This window comes from Halomonas sp. IOP_6 (genome assembly GCF_021151565.1).
Lineage (GTDB): Bacteria > Pseudomonadota > Gammaproteobacteria > Pseudomonadales > Halomonadaceae > Vreelandella > Vreelandella alkaliphila.
In genome coordinates, this window is record NZ_JAIRBO010000008.1 from 1 (window position 1) to 18,195 (window position 18,195).

Consider the following 18,195-nt stretch of genomic DNA (forward strand, 5'->3'; position numbering starts at 1 on the left):
GAGCAATGGCGTTGTAACGAATCAACGACCGAATGCGGCGCTCCATAAATAGATCGCCGGGCATCGGTGCTTCGCGATGCACAGGGATCGTATTCCGGTGCGGGGTTGTCACCGAGAAGGGTACCTTCATCCCGTCCCGGCGCAGGCGATCCGCCAAGCGGGTCATCAGGTAGCGGGCACGATCTTCGCCCTCACGATCCAGTACTGATTCCAGGGATTCCAGCCACTCCGTGGTTTCGAGCGGATCGAGATCTTCTCTTGTCTCCAGACTCATAGAGGTCTCTCCGAATGACGATAAAAGGTAAGCCTCACAGCCTGAAGGGCCGATCACCACAGGTCAGGCTGAAAGGAAAATAGAAGCGCTAAGCGCGTGAGAATTACGCTGACTCGGCCGCACGCATGTGAAGGCGGAAGCGCGCTATCTGGATGATTTGCTCAATAGCGGTTTGACGCTCGGTAGCGGCGTCGTTTTCAAGACGCTTTTCGAACGCATAAAGGATGGCGTGTCGATCAAGCCCTTTAACAGCAATCACAAAGGGGAAACCGAACTTATCTTGATAGGCCTGATTCAGGCGTTGAAAGCGTTCAAACTCTTCGGTTGAACACTGATCTAGCCCCGCACCAGCCTGTTCGCGAGTGGAGTCCTGGGTTAGCTCACCCGCGAGAGCTGCTTTCCCGGCAAGGTCTGGGTGAGCGCGGATGACAGCAATTTGCTGATCAATATCAGCACCCTTAAGCACATTGCCCATGCAGTCAGCTAGTACATCCGGGTCATCGTGTTGGTCGGTAAACCCCTGTTTCCAAGCGGTTTCGGCTACCCAGGGTGAATGTTCAAAAACGTCCCCGTAATGCTCAAGAAAGGCGTCTAAGCCAAGGTTGCTGGGGCGAGCTGCTTTTAAAATATGCGACATTGTATCCTCCATTTGTATTTGTTTATCTGTTTTATTGTATACAATAAATATTGCTAAATGTACTCTAAGAAGTGCCGTTTCCGCAAAAAAATCGCTATCGCATCCGCGAGAAGCGGGTATAACGGCGTTAGGAAGGTCCTTATAGAAAGGTCTTTATAGAAGGGCCTTGATAGTGGGGCTCTTAGAAAGATGTCTAAAAACAAAATCAAACAACAAAGGGTTTTGCATGTTGAAGAGCAATCGAGCAGTGGCAACGTATCTGGCGATAGGCGTTTCTCTTGGCGCTATCTCGGTAAGTACCCAGGCAGCGACATGGAGCGATACGTTCGTGGGTTATCGCTATGGAACGCAGTTTACCGAGCCGAATAACCCAGAGAACATAGAGAAGCATATTCTTCAGCTTACCCATGTTAGTGGTTACTCACTGGGCCAAAACTTTTTAAATCTGGACGTGCTTCAGTCCAACAGCCAAGATCCCGCCAATAACAGTGATTCAGGGGCGACTGAAGCCTATTTAGCATATCGGCATCAACTCCATGGGGGCGGAGTGTTCAATGAGCCCATCGCTTTCGGACCCGTCAAAGACATGGCGCTGACATTTGGGTTTGACCTAAACACCAAAAATACTGGCTTTGCACCACGTAAACGCCAATTAGTGGTGGGGCCAACGTTTAAATTTGATGTGCCGAGAGGCTTTGTGGATCTGAGCCTGTTCTATAGCCGTGAGTGGAACCACTGCGGCTTGCCACCTTGTGGACTGCCAGAAAATCAGAACAGCATTTCGTTTGATCCCTATTACCAAATTAACTTGGCCTGGGGGCTGCCGTTTGAAGCGGCGGCGTTACCGCTAAAATTCCAAGGGTTCTATAACTACAATAGCGAAAAAGGAGACGACTACTTTGGGGAAGCGACCGAGCCTGAGCAGTTAATGCGCACCTCGCTGATGCTAGACGTCGGGCAAGTTGCATGGGGGGCGGAAAACTCCTTATGGATGGGCGTCGGTTATGAGTATTGGCGCAACAAATTCGGAAACCACAGCCAACCGGGTGTCGATACCGATGCCATGACCTTTAATCTGGAATGGCACTTCTAAAACCAACCACTGCTACTGGCTTAACCGGTACCCCTTGGTTCGAAAGTGCCAAGGGGTATTTTTTTATGCCTCAGATGCTGTTATGTCGAATCCGAGCTTGTATGGCCTGGACATTGATTTTGTGCTGTTAACATCTTCTCAACTAAAACCATTGTTTGGGGTACGGTTGCCCTGAAACAAACCGGTGATAGACGTATCCGAATCCCACAATCAGAAGGGCTCCAGACGCCACGGGAGTGATCAAAAAATGCCAGTGCTCTCCCGCTAGCATAATCAGTAGGGGATTAGCACCTGCAGGTGGGTGGATGGTGTGGGTAAGCATCATAGCGACTATCGATAAACCGACTGCCAAGCCCAGCGTCCATTCATGAACGCCAAAAAAATGAGCCACCATCAGTCCTAACGCCGCCGTTATTAAGTGACCCGCAATCACGTTGCGTGGTTGGGCTAATGGGCTAGCGGGTAATCCAAACAGTATCACCATGGTGGCGCCAAAGGGGGCCATTAGCCATAACGCGTCACTGTGTGAACTTAGCAAGCTGAGTGCTGTGATGCATCCAGTCGCTCCAATGCCAGCGAGCAGGGCTGCTTTCTGTTGAGCAGGTAAACACAGGGAAATTCTCATAAATGCATCCTTGGGCGAAAGAGTTGAGGTAGGGGAGACCGATCTGTCTCCTTTTTTTGACTATGGTAGACAGATCGGTCTCTGCGCGTCAATATTATGCTGCTCGTAAAATGAAGGTGAGGTTGTGCTGTGGACAGAAGAGAGCAGTTGGTTTCGGTCGCCTTTGGGCTGTTTTACCGCCACGGGGTGCATGCCATTGGTATTAACCGGATCATCGCTGAATCAGGCGTGGCAAAAAAAACGCTGTACCATCATTTTTCCAGCAAAGAAGCCCTGATCGCTGCAACGGTTGACTATCGTGATCGACAATTCTCTTCCTGGATTGAAGGGCGCACCCAGGGCGCACCTGATGGACAAAGCGCAATTTTTGCTTTATTCGATGCGTTGGATGATTGGTTTAATGAGAGAGAAACGCTAATTTATCCTTTCCATGGCTGTTATTTCATCAATGTCAGTGCTGAATTCAGTGACTTAAATCATCCCGTGCATCAACAGTGCGCTAGCCATAAAAGAGCCATACTTGGCTTAATAAACGGGTATATGTCACAAATATTTGTTGATGAAAAAACGGTGACTACGTTGTCGGAAGCGGTAGCTACTTTAAAAGAAGGGGCGACTGTTCAGGCCCACGTGATGGGGGATTTAAAAGCTGCCGTAAAAGCCAAAGCAATTGCTAAAGAGTTGTTGAGGGCAAGGTTAGAGCCTTAGTGTTTTGTTTTTTTCAAGGCCGTGAGTAAGTAACTTACTTACTCGTAAACGCTCTCTTGCAGCTCATGCGATAGTAGCTTTGCCTTGGGTTTTAAACACGCTATTTCTAGGAGGTCTTGTGGCACTTCGCGCAATTTTGCTAGATCACGATGGGACAATCGTCAGTTCTGAACACATCCATTTTCAAATGTGGGTACACATTCTGAGTCAATATGGCTTGGAATTGTCTGAGCTGCAGTACAGAACCCACTATGCAGGCCTGCCAACGCGCGCCAATGCCCTGGATATGGTGCAGAGGTTTGGGATTGATGCGTCCCCTGATCAACTTATAGAAGCGAAGAACGCCGCGACGCAGGACTACCTTGCTAGCCAGGCATTCCCGTTAATGCCTAGCGTACGAGAGGCGATTGCTTACTTCCACAGTGCGGGTTTGAAGCTGGCAGTGGTGACAGGCGCTAGTGCAAATGGTGTTCAAAAAACGCTGCAGGCCAATGGGTTTGAAGATAAGTTCTCTACGATTGTTTCTAACGATGATGTCCGAAACAGCAAGCCCGCACCTGAATGCTATCTCCTGGCTCTGCAACGGCTTGGCGTTGCTGCGGATGAATGTCTCGCCATTGAAGATACACAACATGGTCTTGAAGCCGCCTTTCGAGCTGGCATAAGCTGCTTGGCACTACCCACGGAAATGTCTCAACAGCAAAACTTTCATTCAGCGACAGCGGTGCTTAGTGGCATGGCTGAAGCCGTTGAGTATATACGCCATGGCTATGGCGTAGAGAGCAACTCTGCGCCTGTTTAAATCGAACGCCTAAGGGTAAAGGGGGCTTTAGGCTTTCTAACCAGAGCTGGCTAGCTATTCGTTAAAGCGCTGTTTGTCAGGAGAGCATAAGTGCATTTTCAAGCCATTCCGATTATACGAATTTTTGATGAATCTAAAGCCAAGGCGTTCTATCTTGAGTTTTTGGGGATGTCGCTTGATTGGGAGCATCGCTTCGAAGCAGACTTTCCTGTCTATATGCAGGTATCCCGAGGCGATCTGGTTTTTCACCTTAGCGAACATTCTGGGGATTGCTCCCCCGGCGCTAAAACGTTTGTGAATACTGATGATCTTGAAGGCTTGTACCGCGAGATCCTATCCCGTGGTTACAAGTTTAGCCGCCCGGAAATAACCACAGCTCCGTGGGGCGATAGGGTGTTTGAAGTGGTCGATCCGTTTTCCAACAGAATATTGTTCAATGAGCCTACAGCAGCCTAAAATTGGTTAGGCATCACGATAGCGGCTGCCATGGAGGCTAACGGTAAAGGAGTTTGCGATGAAAGGCACATGTCTTTGCGGTTCCATCGAAGTGACTGCGCCTAACCACGAGCAGGTCAGTGTTTGTCATTGCTCACTATGTCGGCGTTGGTCGGGTGGGCCTATGTTCGCCGTGCATTGCGGTGGTCCGGTAGAGTTCTCTGGTGCTGAGCCTACCGCTTACCGCTCATCTGATTGGGCGGAGCGGGGCTTCTGTGCAACCTGCGGGACGCATCTGTTCTATCACCTGTTACCCAGCAATGAGTATATTCTCCCATCAGGCCTGTTCCAGGATCAGACGTTCCAACTCACCAGCGAGATATTTATTGATGAGAAGCCCGATTATTACGAGTTTAACAACCAAACAGAGAAAATGACCGGACAGCAGGTCTTCGAGCAATTTGCGCCGGATTAATTTAGGTGGCTCGGGGCTTCTGATTGCCTTCAACCAGTGTCGATACTGGCATCAAAGATCAAATCAAAAACGCCTTGGCTGCAAAGCCAAGGCGTTTTTTTATCTAACGTTTACCCAACTCTCCGCTTAACGCTTCTTCCTAGCAGGCTTTTTATCAGCGCTGGCTGGCGCACTTTGCTTTGCGCTGCTGTCGCCGGGAAAGTGGGCGCGTACCAGCTTCAGTAGACCTTGTGTTGAAGTGTCGAAGTCGGCGGCGTTGGTGTCGATGCGCTCACTGATTTCACCGGCAATGCGTTTGCCAAGCTGCACGCCCCACTGATCAAACGAGTTGATGTTCCAGATAACGCCTTGCACAAACACCTTGTGTTCGTAGAGGGCAATCAGCGCGCCCAGGTTTTTCGGTGTTAGCTCATCAAGCAAAAGGGTGCTGGAAGGGCGGTTGCCGGGGCAGCTGTAGGGGTCATGCTGGCTAAGCTCTTTGCTGTCCCCTTGGCTGCCTTCCATAAAGGCATTGGCCTGGGCGAGCATATTAGTCAGCAAGGCGAAGTGATGGTCTTCCACGCCGGGCTCGGGTTTCAGTGAGGCAATAAAATCAATCGGCACGTAGCGGGTGCCCTGGTGTAGTAGCTGGAAGAAAGCGTGCTGACCGTTAGAGCCTGTTTGCCCCCAGACAATCGGGCCGGTTTTGTAGTTAACCGGATGGCCGAAAATATCGACTGACTTGCCGTTAGACTCCATATCCAGCTGTTGCAGGAACGAAGGCAGTTGGTTCAAGGCTTGGTCGTAGGGCACGATGGCCTGGGTTTCGGCGCCAATAAAGTTGATGTACCAGATACCAATCAGCGCCATCAGTACTGGCATATTCTGCGCGAAGGGCGCTTCTATAAAGTGGCGGTCCATCTCATGGGCGCCTTCCAGCAGCTCGATAAAGCCTTCAAAACCAACCGAAAGCGCAATCGGCAGCCCGATAGATGACCACATGGAGTAGCGACCGCCCACCCAGGCCCAAAACTCGAACACGTTCTCTTCACGAATACCAAACTCCATCGCCGCTTTGCGGTTAGTGGAAGCGGCAATAAAGTGGGCGCCTACGTCGGCATCTTCACCGGCATTTTCCACGAACCAGCGCCGTGCGGTTTTGGCGTTAAGCAGGGTTTCCTGGGTAGAGAAGGTTTTAGTGGAAACGATAAACAGCGTGGTCGCCGGGTCTAGTCGTGAAAGCACCTTCTGAATGTGGGTGCCATCGACGTTGGAGACGAAGTGGAAGTGCAGTTCCGGGTGGCGGTATTTGAGTAGCGCGCGTACGGCCATGTTGGGGCCAAGGTCTGAGCCACCAATGCCAATATTGACCACGTCTTTGATGCGTTGACCGTTATAGCCTTTCCACTCACCGCTTCTAACCGCTTCTGAGAACTGCTTGATTTGTTCCCGGGTGCGATTGATTTCCGGCATCACGTCGTTGCCGTCTACATGCACCGGTTCATCGCTTAAATTGCGCAGTGCGGTGTGGAGTACCGGGCGATTTTCGGTGACATTGATAATATCGCCAGAGAACATCTGCGCTCGGCGTTGAACCAGGGCAGAGTGGTCGGCCAATTCAAGCAGCTTGGCGAGTACCTCATCAGAGACGTGATGCTTGGAGTAATCCAGGAACAGGCCGCCCACCCGTAGGCTCATTTTTTCAAAGCGCTGCGGGTCATTGGTGAAGTAATCACGAATGCGGTCGTTGGCGGTTTTGTCGCGCAGGCGTTCAAGTGCCTGCCAAGTAACGCTGCGGGTGAGTTGAAACATAGAAGGCGGTCCTGTTGTTTTAGATCATTATTAAGTGACGAGCGCTATGTTGCTGGCTCGTGCCTTGTACTATTTATGGGTCTATTTAGGTAAAAATACTACATAAAACCCCGATTTAAGCAACTATTAAGCGATTGGAGGTTAAAAAATTAGTAATAAACCGTTGTCGGTGTGGGGTTGAGGAGGGATATGCATAGCAAAAGAGGCGCTGAGCAGGTAGCCGCCTGCCCAGCACTGACGTTCAAGTGTTTAGCTGGTAACTGCGACGTGAGCGGCGCCGCGTTTGATAAAGGCATAGCCTAAACCGGTTACCAGCGAGCCGATGATAATCGCACCAAGGTAGAGTAGTGCAGGAGTGATGGCGTTGGGAATGAGCAGGACAAAGATACCACCGTGAGGTGCCATTAGTTTCGCGCCTACCAGCATGGAAAGCGCACCGGTGATCGCACCGCCCACCATGCAAGCGGGAATAACCCGCAACGGGTCTTTCGCCGCGAAGGGAATGGCCCCTTCACTGATAAAGCACATGCCCAGTACAAATGATGCCTTGCCTGCTTCGCGCTCTGGTGCAGAGAACTTATTGCGTGCAACGAAACTGGCAATGCCCATGCCAATTGCTGGCACCATGCCTGCCGCCATAATGGCTGCCATTGGGCCGTAGGTTTCTGAAGCCAACAAGCCCACGCCGAAGGTATAGGCTGCTTTATTGACGGGGCCACCCAAATCGAAGCACATCATTGCGCCCAATAGAATGCCCAGCAGCACCGCGTTAGTAGAGCCCATAGAGGCCAGGAAGCTGGTCAGCGCATTCAGCAATGCAGCGACAGGCTCGCCAATCACATAGATCATCGTCAGGCCGGTGACCAGACTGGCCACCAGCGGGATAATCAGAATAGGCTTGAGCGATTCAACGCTAGAGGGCAGCTTAACGTAGCGGGTAACCGCGAGGGCCACGTAGCCTGCCAGGAAGCCTGCCAAAATGCCGCCGATAAACCCGGAGCCAATGTCGGCCGCCAACATACCGCCAATCATACCTGGAGCAATACCGGGGCGGTCGGCGATGGAGTAGGCAATGTAACCCGCCAGAACAGGAATCATTAGCGCGAAGGCGGTGCCGCCGCCAATTTGCATGAGCGCAGCGGCCAGCGTGCCTTCCTGTTCAAAGGCTTCAATGCCGAAGACAAACGAGAGCGCAATCAGCAAGCCGCCCGCTACCACCATAGGCAACATAAACGACACGCCGGTGAGTAGGTGCTTATAAACGCCTTTCTCTTTAACGCTCTTATTGGCGTTGCCCGAACCGCTGTTGGCGTTTTCTACGCTAGCATCAACAAGGGCGGCTTCCAGCGTGGGACGTGGCTTTTTTAGTGCGTTGCCGGTTGAGGTGCGGTAGATGCGCTTGCCTGCAAACCGCGCTGGGTCAACGTCGATATCGCAAGCTAGTACGACCACGTCGGCATCGGCAATCTCTTCTTCGCTTAAATGATCTTGAGCGCCTACTGAGCCTTGAGTTTCCACACGAATGGCATGCCCCATGGCTTTGCCTGCTTCGGCTAGCGCTTCAGCGGCCATAAAGGTATGGGCAACACCGGTGGGGCAAGCGGTAACAGCGACAATCTTCTTGCCACCCGTGTTGCTCGCCGGAGTTGCGGCGGCTGTAGGGGTTGCAGGAGCAGTGTAAATCGGTGCTTCACGTTTGGCTTGAGTTAAAAAGGCGCTGGGGTCGGGCAGGGCGCTGGCAATCGGCGCCTGGAAAAGTCGTTTGCCTTCAAAACGTTCTGGGGCCGGAACGTGATCGGCGGCCACCACAATTAAATCGGCATTAGCAATTTGCTCGGCGGTGGCAGCCTGCAGCGGCGCAATCTCGCCGTGCATTTCCACATGGGCGCTCCAGCCCATCCGTGTGGCTGCTTGTTCAAGGCGCTTGGCGGCCAGAAAGGTGGTCGCCATGCCGCTGGGGCAGGCGGTAATTAGAATCAGGTTCATCGCGTGGCTCCCTCGGTGATGGTGTCGTCAAGACGCCGTACCAAAGTCTGTTGTTGGAGTAAGTCAAAGTCGTCGGCGTGGGGGGTGCCCACGCCGACGTGGCGAACCGCTTCGGCAGAGAGTGCCGTTGCGAAGCGAAGGGTGTCTGGTGGGGCGAAGTCGCTGAGCAGCCCATGGAGCATGCCAGCCACAAAGGTATCGCCCGCACAAACGGTATTGGTGGCGTTTACGCTAGGTGGGGTAGATTGCCAAGTGCCCTGTGAGCTAACCCATAAAACGCCCTCTGAGCCTGCGGAAATCAGCGCGTGCTCGATGCCGCTGGCGTGCAGTCGCTCGGCGGCGAGCTGGCGCTGTTGATTTGAATTTAGCGCGCTGCCAGCCCAGTCAGCGAGTTCCGTTTCGTTAGGTTTTACAGCCGCAGGCTGAGCAGCAATGGCGGTTAGCAGTGCCGGGCCACTGGTGTCTATCCAAAGTGGTACGCCATAGCTTTTTAGGATGGTTAGTAGTTCAGCAAACAGCGGCTGATCAATACCCGGTGGAAGGCTACCGGCAACGACGACCGCTTGGGGCGGAGCGAGGCGCTGAAACAAATCGTCTAGGGTAGTTCGTAAGGCATCTAGATGGGCAGCCTCAATCGGCATGCCGGGGCCGTTAATATCAGTGACGCGGCCACTCTGTTCCGCCAGCTTGGCGTTAATGCGCGTGCTTCCGGGTACTCGTACAAAGGCATCTTCCACGCCGTAGTGGGGGAATGCCAAGCTGAACGGGGCGTCGTTATCCTGGCCGAGAAAGCCGCTAACAATCACTTGATGGCCTAAGCTGGCCAGCACGCGTGCTACGTTAACGCCTTTGCCCGCGGCTTCTAACTGGGCGCTGTGGGGGCGGTTTACATGACCGAGTGTCAGCGTTTCAAGGTTGAATGCTAAATCCAGCGCGGGGTTGAGTGTAATGCACACTACCTGGGCCATTAGCGGGCCTCCAGGGCGTCACGCACCTCATCGCTGGTGGCTTTACTCAGTGCTAATTGGGCAGTGGCTTTTGCATCGGCAAGATCAAATTCACGCAGGCGCGCTTTGACTAGCGGAATTTGCCGCGCACTGACGGAAAGCTCATCAACGCCTAACCCTACCAGTACTGGCACGGCCATGGCGTCCGAGGCAAGCTCGCCGCATACGCCGACCCATTTGCCGTGGGCATGGGCGGCATCGACGGTCATTTGAATCAAACGCAGCACGGCGGGGTGTAAGCCATCGGCCTGGGCAGAAAGCTCTGGGTGGCCGCGGTCGATGGCCAGGGTGTACTGAGTTAAATCGTTAGTGCCAACGGAGAAGAAGTCCACCTCGGCCGCCAGCGTAGGTGCTAGCAGTGCGCTGGAGGGCACTTCGATCATCACGCCCAGTTGCACATCAGTGGCGCGCTGCTGTGGTGGGATTTCGCTAAGTAGGCGGTCATAGATGACTTTGGCGGCGCGGAATTCAGCGACATCCTTAACCATCGGCAGCATGATGCGTAGCGGACGGCCGACGGCTGCCATCAGCAGCGCGCGGATTTGTGTTTCCAGCACTTCCGGCTCGGTCAGCGCTAAGCGAATGCCGCGTAGGCCAAGGAAAGGATTGTCTTCCTGGGGAACCGGCCAGTAGGGCAGCGGCTTGTCGCCACCCACATCCAAAGTACGCGCGACCAGCGGACGGCCATCCAAGGCATCGGTGGCTTCGCGGTACTCGGCAATCTGGGTGGCTAGGTCCGGTGCGCTTGAGTAGGCCATAAACAGGAACTCGGTGCGCAGCAGGCCAACGCCTTCAGCACCGCGTTCAACCGCATCCGCGGCGTGGGCGGTGTTACCAAGGTTGGCTGCCACTTCTACCCGATGCCCATCGCGGGTTTGGGCTTGCTCAAAACGCAGCTCCCAGGCATCAGCTTCGCGCTGTTGCTGGTCGAGAAGCTGTTGTTCCGCGCGCTGCAGGCGCTCTTCGGAAGGCTGGGAGGTAACCCGCCCACGTTCACCGTCCAGAATCATCATGCTACCGTTATGCAACACCATGACGGCTTCACCGGCGCCGACAACAGCGGGAATACCCAGCGCACGAGCCAGAATAGCACTGTGTGCGGTGGCGCCGCCGCGCACGGTAAGCAGGCCGCGTACGCGTGAGGTATCCAGGCGGGCAACGTCGGAAGGGCCGATGTCATCCATCACCAGAATATACGGGTGGTCAGGTGGCTCGGGCAGTTGGACATCGCACAATACCCCTAGTACGCGGCGGCCTACGTCGCGCAGGTCAGCGGCGCGCTCGGCCAATAGGCGGTCGGCGAGCATTTCCTGGGCGTGGGCGGCGGTTTCAATAGCATTCCACCAACCGGCTTCTGCTGAACGACCTTCACGAATCGCATCAATGGCAGCGTGGTGCAACTCGGGGTCGTCGAGCATCTCTTCGTGCATTGAGAGAATGTCGGCCACTTCACCGCCAGGGGCGTTGTGCACCAGTGCTTGAAGCTGAGCAGCCCCCTCTTTGAGTGCCACTTTCAGCCGGTTAATTTCTTGTTCGGGGTCGCTGGCGTGTTCAGCATAGTCGAACTGCATCGGGCGAATCACAAACACCGGCGCAATGGCTAAGCCCGGCGAAGCGGCAACGCCGGTGTGGGGCGCATCAACGACTAACGGCTCAACGGGCTTGCTCGTGTTAGTCACCGACTTGGTATCAAAACCGCCGTCGAACGGCGTTACTTTCTCACCTAGACCGTCTTCAACGGCGGCGGCTACTGCGCCTAGCGCAGCACTTGCCTGGTCACCTTCGGCAGAAAGGATAAGCCACTGACCACGCCGTGCTCCCAAGCCAATCACTTTGGTCAGGCTGGCGGCAGAAACCGTGGAAGCACTGCCTTCTTCAAGGCGTACGTTAATCGGCATTGATTGTGCGCGGGCGATCTGTACCAGCTGTTTTGCTGGGCGGGCGTGCAGGCCATGGGGGTTCAAGACGCGCACGCGACGAGTCTGAGTGCTAGCGGTTTCGCCCGCCAGCGTGGCCAGCAGCTGTGCGCTGCTTTTGCCCACCCAGCTGTCACTCTCGCCGTTCTCCAACACGGCTAATAGCTGTTCCAGCAGTGGGCGGTGGGCATCGCCACTGGCCGCTAAACAGAACAGTGCGTGGACAGGGTGGCCGCTATGCTCAAGTTTAGGATCAGCTGGCGTGGCAACGCCTAGTGCGGGTTGTGTCACCCCTTGGGCGTGGCTTGCCAACCAAAATCCTTTGCCCAGCCATTGGGGGGAAGCATTGGCAATGGCGCTAATAAAAGCGTTATCAACGCAGCCACTTTGGCGCAGCCGAGCGGCAGCGGCCAAGGCAAGCTCTTGAGGGTCGCGAGCAGGGAAGTTAATGCACAGCGTATCGGCATCCAGGCGCGGCTCAAGCGTTGGCTTGGAAAGTAAACGCGCTACCTCGACAGCCGAGCTAGCGCTGGCGAGCTGGCTGGCGACGCCTTCGCGGTCTAAGACGTGGGTCAGCTGGCGCAGAATATCCAGGTGTTCGTCATTTTGCGCGGCTATCGTCACCAAAACATAGACCGTCTGGCCGTCATGCCACTGAACGCCTTTGGGGAACTGCAGCACCCTCACGCCGGTATGTTTTACGTGCTGACGACTTTCTGGCGTGCCGTGTGGAATAGCAATCGCGTTACCAAGATATGTTGACGACTGAGCTTCACGGGCATGGAGACCATCACGGTACTCGGCCTCAACTAAGCCCGCATCCGTTAGCGCCTTTGCGGCGATGTCGAGTGCAGCTTGCCAGTCGTCCGCATGGCGGTCGAGCAAGATGTCATCTGGGCCGAGAGTTAACATAGGGTTCTCCTGTAAACGCTGTCAGCCAAGGGTAATGTCTGCAGCGTGATCATGCTTAAACGTTGGTCGTAGAGCGTTTAGCTTCGCTGGATGAATCGTGTCATCTGTGGTTAGTTGGCTATGCTGAATCGATTCACTTAAAGACACAAGGGTTGTCTTTCTAGACTTTAGTCTGGGTGGGGAGAAACGGCTGATAAACTACACCGGCAACCAGAGGGAGAATTGCATGACACTTGCCGACATTGCCCGGCTTGCGGGCGTATCGCGCACCACGGCGAGCTATGTAATTAATGGCCAGGCCGAGCAACGGCGTATTAGTAATGCCACCATTGAGAAAGTAATGGCGGTCGTGCGGCAGCATCGCTATCACATTGACCCGCAGGCAGCGGCGCTGCGTCGTGGGGCAAGTCGGCTGATTGGATTGATCGTGCCGGACCTTGAAAATATCAGCTATGCGCGGCTCGCGAAGCGCTTAGAGCGTGGCGCGAGAGAGAAGGGTTATCAGCTGTTGGTGGCTAGCTCAGATGACTGTGCCGATAGCGAGCGCGCCTTGGCATTGGCGCTTCGCGCGCAGCGTTGTGAGGTGCTTATTACCGCCAGCTGCCTTGCCGAAGAGGACACCTTCTATTCTGAGTTGGTGGACGAAGGTTGGTGCGTGGTGGGAATGGACCGTGGGCTTGCGCCGACGCGTTTTGCCAGTGTCGTCAGTAACGATCAAGACGCGGCATATGCGCTAACCCGCTCGGTCATTACGGGTAGCACGCGGCGTGTGGCGTGGTTAGAAGCGATGCCTAGCTTGTCGATCAGTCGCGAGCGGAGGGTGGGTTTTCAGTCAGCACTACAAGACACCTCTATCGAGCCGGTTTTACTTAGCGGTACGCACTACGAGCGTAGCGAAGGCGCCCGTCTTGCCGCTCAACTGCTGGATGAGAAGGGCGGTGCTGATGCGTTGATCACCGCGTCTTATGTGCTGATGGAAGGGGTGTTTGACGTGTTTCTGGAGCGCGGTGGGCTACCAGAGAATATGCGGTTGGCCACCTTTGGCGACCACCGTTTGTTGGATTTTCTGCCGCAACCGGTGAATTCAGCCTTGCAAGATTATGATCGCATTGCTGAACTCACCCTGCGCTGCGCCCTGAATGCCATGAACGGTGACTATCAGTGCGGGCAGCAGGTTGTGGCGCGCCACCTGCGTACCCGATAAGCCCCATTGATTCGTTCAAAGCTTGAGTTGTTCAGACCTTGAGTTGTTAAGAGCTTGAGTTGTTAAGAGCTATACCGTGCGGGCTTGAGCCCAGGCCTGCGCATCCGGAATAGACATATCGTAGCGTTCACTGAGATAGGGCGACGACAGTAAAAAGTCGGCGCTCGCCGCATTGCATGCCACCGGCACGTTCCATAGCGCGGCTAAACGCAGCAGCGCTTTGACATCAGGATCGTGGGGCTGAGGGGCAAATGGATCCCAGAAGAAAATCAGCACGTCTAACTGTTGTTCGGCAATCCGCGCACCAATTTGCTGATCACCGCCCAGCGGCCCGCTCATCAATCCCTCGACCTCTAGGCCAAGCGCATTTTTGAGCCGCCCAGCGGTAGTCCCCGTACCAATAAGAGTGTGCTGGCTGAGCGTTTCCTGCCAGCGTGTTGCCCACTCCAGCATTTCAGTTTTTTTGCCGTCGTGGGCAATTAGCGCAATGCGTTTACGCGGTTGCAGTGTACGAACGGCTTGGCGGGGTGGACGTGCATCGCTCATGGCATGGCTCTCCAGTTAACATTCCGGCTATTTCAGGTCGCTGTTAGATTTACGCTTCTTCAACGGCCAGCACTTTCATGGTGTTAGTGCCGCCGTGGGCGTTCATGTGGTCGCCGCGGGTAAGAATGACATGATCGCCAGGGTGTGCCAAACCATGCGCTTGGAGTAGCTTGACGGCTTCTTGGTTGAGCTCTTTAGGGTCCATATGGGTGGTGTCGAAGGGGATCGACACGACGCCGCGGTAAAGCGCCATGCGCCGTTGGGCAATCGGGCTGTGTGCAAGGCCAACAATCGGCAGACCAGAGCGAATGCGTGAGGCAATCAGTGGCGTATAACCTGTCGAGGTCATACAGGCTATGGCGCGTACCCCGGTGAGGTGGTTAGCGGCATACATGGCAGAGAGGGCAATGGTTTCATCAATGCGCTCGAAGCCTTCATGAATACGGTGGCCTGATGACTGAGCAATACGCTCGCGTTCAGCGCCGAGGCATACTCGATCCATCGCTTGAATGGTTTCTACCGGATAGTCACCCGCGGCGGTTTCTGCCGAGAGCATGACGGCGTCGGTGGCATCAAGTACCGCGTTAGCCACGTCGAATACTTCCGCGCGGGTGGGCAGTGGCGACTCAATCATCGACTCCATCATTTGTGTGGCGGTAATTACCGCGCGGTTAAGCGTGCGAGCATGCTTGATGATGCGTTTTTGAGTGCCGATCAGTGCGGCATCGCCAATTTCTACGCCTAAGTCGCCTCGGGCAACCATCACGGCTTCAGAGGCTTCGATAATGCCATCCAGTGTCTCATCATCGGCAACCGCTTCGGCGCGCTCAAGCTTGGCAACCAGACCTATTTCCTTGCCTGCTTCGCCGAGCAGGTCGCGCGCTTCTTGCATATCAGCAGCGCTGCGTGGGAACGATACCGCCAGGTAATCTACCCCGATATCGATCGCGGTTTTTAGGTCTTCTTTATCTTTTTCGGTAAGCGCCGGGGCGGATAATCCACCGCCTTGCTTGTTGATGCCTTTGTTATTGGAAAGCTTGCCACCTACGTGAACGCGTGTGTGGACTTCTTGACCAATAATCGAGGTGACGTCCAGCACGACACGCCCGTCATCCAGCAGTAGCCGGTCACCAGGGGCGACATCGTCAATCAGCGACTTGTAATCACAGCCGACGCGCTCGGCCGTGCCGCTGTTGGCATCCAACGCCATGTCGAGCACAAAGGCCTGGCCAATGTCCAAGTGAACGGCACCTTCGGCAAAGCGCGATATACGGATTTTTGGCCCTTGCAGGTCACCCAGGGCGGCAACGCTGCGATTTAGTCGCTGGGCGATCTCGCGTACCTCTTTTAAGCGGCGGCGATGGTCGTCTGCGGCGCCATGGGAGAAATTTAGCCGCACGACATCAACGCCCGCTTTTAGCATGGCTTCCAGCACGCCAGGGCGATCGCTTGCTGGACCAAGCGTCGCGACAATCTTGGTGCGGCGAAGGGGAGTGGGAGATGTTGAGCGAGTCATAAAAGTTACTCCTATTGACCATCTTGGCGGTGATTAATTATTGGACTACGATAGCCTTTATATAGTAATTTTACTACATATTGGGATGTTATTAGCCTTTAAGGGCAGTTTGGATAGGTAAAAATTGACCTAAAGGCGAATAAATACGTATTTTTAGTAATTTTTTTACTGGATACGCCATCGACTACCACTGCTTGATTGAGGTGCCATCATGACAATAAGAGTTGCTATTAACGGATTTGGACGGATTGGTCGTAACGTACTACGTGCGCTGTACGAAAATGGCTACCGGGATCGTGTCCGAGTGGTTGCGATTAATGATTTGGGTGATCCTTCCCTAAACTCGCACCTGCTGCGTCACGATACGGTTCACGGCCACTTTCCTTTTGCCGTTGAGCATGATGCCGAAAGTATTCGTGTGGATGGCGATCGCATCGCGATCTCTTCTGAGCGTGACCCTAGCCAGCTTCCTTGGGCATCCATGAACATTGATCTCGTCATGGAGTGCACAGGCTTGTTCACTAAGCGAGAAGCCGCTGCCAAGCATATAGAAGCGGGTGCTAAGCGTGTGTTGATCTCTGCCCCAAGCCCCGATGCTGACGCTACTATCGTATATGGCGTTAATGACGATATTTTGACGGCTGAACACACGGTGGTCTCCAATGCGTCGTGCACGACTAACTGCTTGGCGCCTGTCGCCAAAGCGTTAAACGATGCTGTAGGCATTGAAAATGGCTTGATGACCACGGTCCATGCCTACACCAACGACCAGAACTTATCGGATGTTTATCACTCCGACCCTTACCGCGCGCGTAGTGCGACGCATTCGATGATTCCGACCAAAACAGGCGCAGCAGCGGCCGTTGGTTTGGTCTTGCCGGAACTGGCAGGTAAGTTTGATGGGTTAGCCGTACGCGTACCGGTGATCAACGTTTCCCTGGTAGATTTAACATTTACGGCAAGTCGCGATACCAGCAAAGAAGAGATCAACGCCATTGTTGAAAAAGCAGCGGCGAACTCGTCTGTGCTAGCGGTTAATGCACAACCGCTGGTGTCTATTGATTTCAATCATGATGCGCATTCATCTACTTTTGATGCTAATCACACCCGTGTGAATGGCCGCCTGGTGAAAATTATGGCGTGGTACGACAACGAGTGGGGTTTCTCCAACCGTATGTTAGATACCGCCCTTGCTATGCAGAAAACGGCCAAATAACACCTGACTGACCCTTATGGGCAAGTGTCGCCCAGCAGCAACTCTGTTTTGAGTAGCTGCTGGGTTTTTGGTATCCGACCTAGAATCATTTTTGCCGCCACGCGGCCTTTGCCCGCACTGTCCTGGCGCACGGTCGTTAAACGCGGTGCTCTATATTGCCCTTCAGCAATGCCATCAAAGCCGGTAATTCTTAGCTCCCCCGGTACGTGAATGCCACGCTGTTCGGCCAGCGTCAGCGCGGTAAGCGCAATGCGGTCTGACATGCATAGCAGCAGATCCGGGCGCTGATTGGCAGGCAGGTCGAGGATTTCTGTGATTACCGGTGAGCACACATCAAACACGTTCTCTTCGATATTCCATAGTGGGATCTGTTCAGCATCAAAGCCATGTTCGGTGAGTGCTGCATGAAATCCGGCCAGGCGTGCACGACTGATGGTGCTGCTGCCCGGCAGTAGGGTGTGCGCTTTGGTGATTCGGCCGTTGCAATGCTCTTTTGTCAGACGAAGATTAATCACCGCAGGCCGCTGTGGCCGCGTTTTTAATGCGTGCTGGGCAAGGTGGTAGCTCGCATCCTGATCATCGATATGCACAGTCGGGCTGCCATCAATGTCGAAATCCACAGACACCAGTGGCCGCTGCGCAGGCAGCTCGCTTAGCAGCTTGTTATTAGGCATCAGGCCGTAAACGATAAAGCCATCGGCAATGTTTGCAGACCCTGGCGGCTGGGAGGCATGACCCCGGCCAGGCAGTAGCAGCATGGTATGCCCATGTGCATCGAGTACTTCAGCGACACCGGATAAAAATTCACTGGCGACAGCATCATTGAGGCTGTAGGTCAGGCTTTCGGCAAGAATAACCGCAACAATGCTGGAGCGCCCAGTACGCAGACTGCGGGCCTTGGCATCTGGGCCGTTATACCCAAGGCGTTTTGCCTCACTTAAAATACGATCGCGCAGAAGTGGCGAAAGCTGGTCAGGGCGGTTGAAGGCGTTTGATATTGTCGCAGTGGAAACGCCGAGTTCTGTGGCAAGATCCTTGAGAGTCATTCGACG

The 18,195-nt window shown here is 54.3% G+C and carries 16 protein-coding genes and 1 pseudogene; 7 read left to right on the forward strand and 10 right to left on the reverse strand.

The window, feature by feature from the left end; all coding sequences use genetic code 11:
• Positions 1–274: pseudogene (aceE, locus tag K7H08_RS14445) on the reverse strand (pyruvate dehydrogenase (acetyl-transferring), homodimeric type); the annotation flags it as partial.
• A 103-nt stretch (positions 275–377) separates the two neighbouring features.
• A complete protein-coding gene (uraD, locus tag K7H08_RS14450; RefSeq protein ID WP_231658339.1) occupies positions 378–911 on the reverse strand; it encodes a 2-oxo-4-hydroxy-4-carboxy-5-ureidoimidazoline decarboxylase in 534 nt (177 codons plus the stop codon).
• Between the two features lie 226 nt (positions 912–1,137).
• Here uraD and K7H08_RS14455 point away from each other — a divergent pair, with 226 nt between their 5' ends.
• Positions 1,138–2,004: a hypothetical protein gene (locus K7H08_RS14455; RefSeq protein ID WP_231658340.1), complete on the forward strand. Its 867-nt coding sequence runs from the start codon at positions 1,138–1,140 to the stop codon at positions 2,002–2,004.
• 142 nt (positions 2,005–2,146) lie between these two features.
• Here the strand turns inward: K7H08_RS14455 and K7H08_RS14460 are convergent, their stop codons facing one another.
• The gene (locus K7H08_RS14460) at positions 2,147–2,629 is read right to left on the reverse strand and encodes an HPP family protein (protein ID WP_231658341.1); all 483 of its coding nucleotides are present in this window, start codon (positions 2,627–2,629) and stop codon (positions 2,147–2,149) included.
• Positions 2,630–2,758: 129 nt separating this feature from the next.
• Between K7H08_RS14460 and K7H08_RS14465 the strand changes: the two genes are divergently transcribed.
• The 4 genes from K7H08_RS14465 to K7H08_RS14480 all read left to right on the forward strand — a co-directional run bounded on the left by K7H08_RS14465 (position 2,759) and on the right by K7H08_RS14480 (position 5,049).
• A complete protein-coding gene (locus K7H08_RS14465; RefSeq protein ID WP_231658342.1) occupies positions 2,759–3,337 on the forward strand; it encodes a TetR/AcrR family transcriptional regulator in 579 nt (192 codons plus the stop codon).
• 118 nt (positions 3,338–3,455) lie between these two features.
• Positions 3,456–4,139 carry an HAD family hydrolase gene (locus K7H08_RS14470; protein ID WP_231658343.1) on the forward strand — a complete coding sequence of 228 codons (684 nt, stop codon included), beginning with the start codon at positions 3,456–3,458 and terminating at the stop codon, positions 4,137–4,139.
• A 90-nt stretch (positions 4,140–4,229) separates the two neighbouring features.
• Positions 4,230–4,595, forward strand: coding sequence for a glyoxalase superfamily protein (locus tag K7H08_RS14475; RefSeq protein ID WP_231658344.1), 366 nt, complete (start codon positions 4,230–4,232; stop codon positions 4,593–4,595).
• A 58-nt stretch (positions 4,596–4,653) separates the two neighbouring features.
• Positions 4,654–5,049, forward strand: a complete 396-nt coding sequence (locus tag K7H08_RS14480) for a GFA family protein (protein WP_231658345.1) — start codon at positions 4,654–4,656, stop codon at positions 5,047–5,049.
• 126 nt (positions 5,050–5,175) lie between these two features.
• On the opposite strand, the gene pgi is transcribed toward K7H08_RS14480, so the two are convergent.
• From pgi to ptsP, 4 genes are all read right to left on the reverse strand, one after another.
• Entirely contained in the window at positions 5,176–6,840 is a 1,665-nt protein-coding gene (gene pgi / locus K7H08_RS14485) for a glucose-6-phosphate isomerase (protein WP_089037939.1), read from the reverse strand.
• 249 nt (positions 6,841–7,089) lie between these two features.
• Positions 7,090–8,826, reverse strand: coding sequence for a PTS fructose-like transporter subunit IIB (locus tag K7H08_RS14490; protein WP_095604299.1), 1,737 nt, complete (start codon positions 8,824–8,826; stop codon positions 7,090–7,092).
• A complete protein-coding gene (gene pfkB / locus K7H08_RS14495; protein WP_231658346.1) occupies positions 8,823–9,794 on the reverse strand; it encodes a 1-phosphofructokinase in 972 nt (323 codons plus the stop codon). The genes K7H08_RS14490 and pfkB overlap by 4 nt, the downstream gene beginning before the upstream one ends.
• On the reverse strand, positions 9,794–12,661 hold the full coding sequence (ptsP, locus tag K7H08_RS14500; RefSeq protein ID WP_231658347.1) for a phosphoenolpyruvate--protein phosphotransferase: 2,868 nt from the start codon (positions 12,659–12,661) through the stop codon (positions 9,794–9,796). The genes pfkB and ptsP overlap by 1 nt, the downstream gene beginning before the upstream one ends.
• Positions 12,662–12,887: 226 nt before the next feature.
• On the opposite strand from ptsP, the gene cra reads away from it, so the two are divergent.
• Entirely contained in the window at positions 12,888–13,865 is a 978-nt protein-coding gene (cra, locus tag K7H08_RS14505; protein ID WP_231658348.1) for a catabolite repressor/activator, read from the forward strand.
• A 69-nt stretch (positions 13,866–13,934) separates the two neighbouring features.
• On the opposite strand, the gene K7H08_RS14510 is transcribed toward cra, so the two are convergent.
• Positions 13,935–14,411 carry a methylglyoxal synthase gene (locus K7H08_RS14510; protein ID WP_038483239.1) on the reverse strand — a complete coding sequence of 159 codons (477 nt, stop codon included), beginning with the start codon at positions 14,409–14,411 and terminating at the stop codon, positions 13,935–13,937.
• Between the two features lie 49 nt (positions 14,412–14,460).
• Positions 14,461–15,927, reverse strand: a complete 1,467-nt coding sequence (gene pyk, locus K7H08_RS14515; protein ID WP_038483243.1) for a pyruvate kinase — start codon at positions 15,925–15,927, stop codon at positions 14,461–14,463.
• Positions 15,928–16,138: 211 nt separating this feature from the next.
• Between pyk and gap the strand changes: the two genes are divergently transcribed.
• Positions 16,139–17,143, forward strand: coding sequence for a type I glyceraldehyde-3-phosphate dehydrogenase (gap, locus tag K7H08_RS14520; protein WP_193067667.1), 1,005 nt, complete (start codon positions 16,139–16,141; stop codon positions 17,141–17,143).
• Between the two features lie 14 nt (positions 17,144–17,157).
• Here gap and K7H08_RS14525 read toward each other — a convergent pair whose 3' ends face one another.
• Positions 17,158–18,189 (reverse strand): LacI family DNA-binding transcriptional regulator, encoded by a 1,032-nt coding sequence (locus tag K7H08_RS14525; protein WP_269438925.1) that lies wholly within the window; start codon positions 18,187–18,189, stop codon positions 17,158–17,160.
• Positions 18,190–18,195 lie beyond the last annotated feature (6 nt).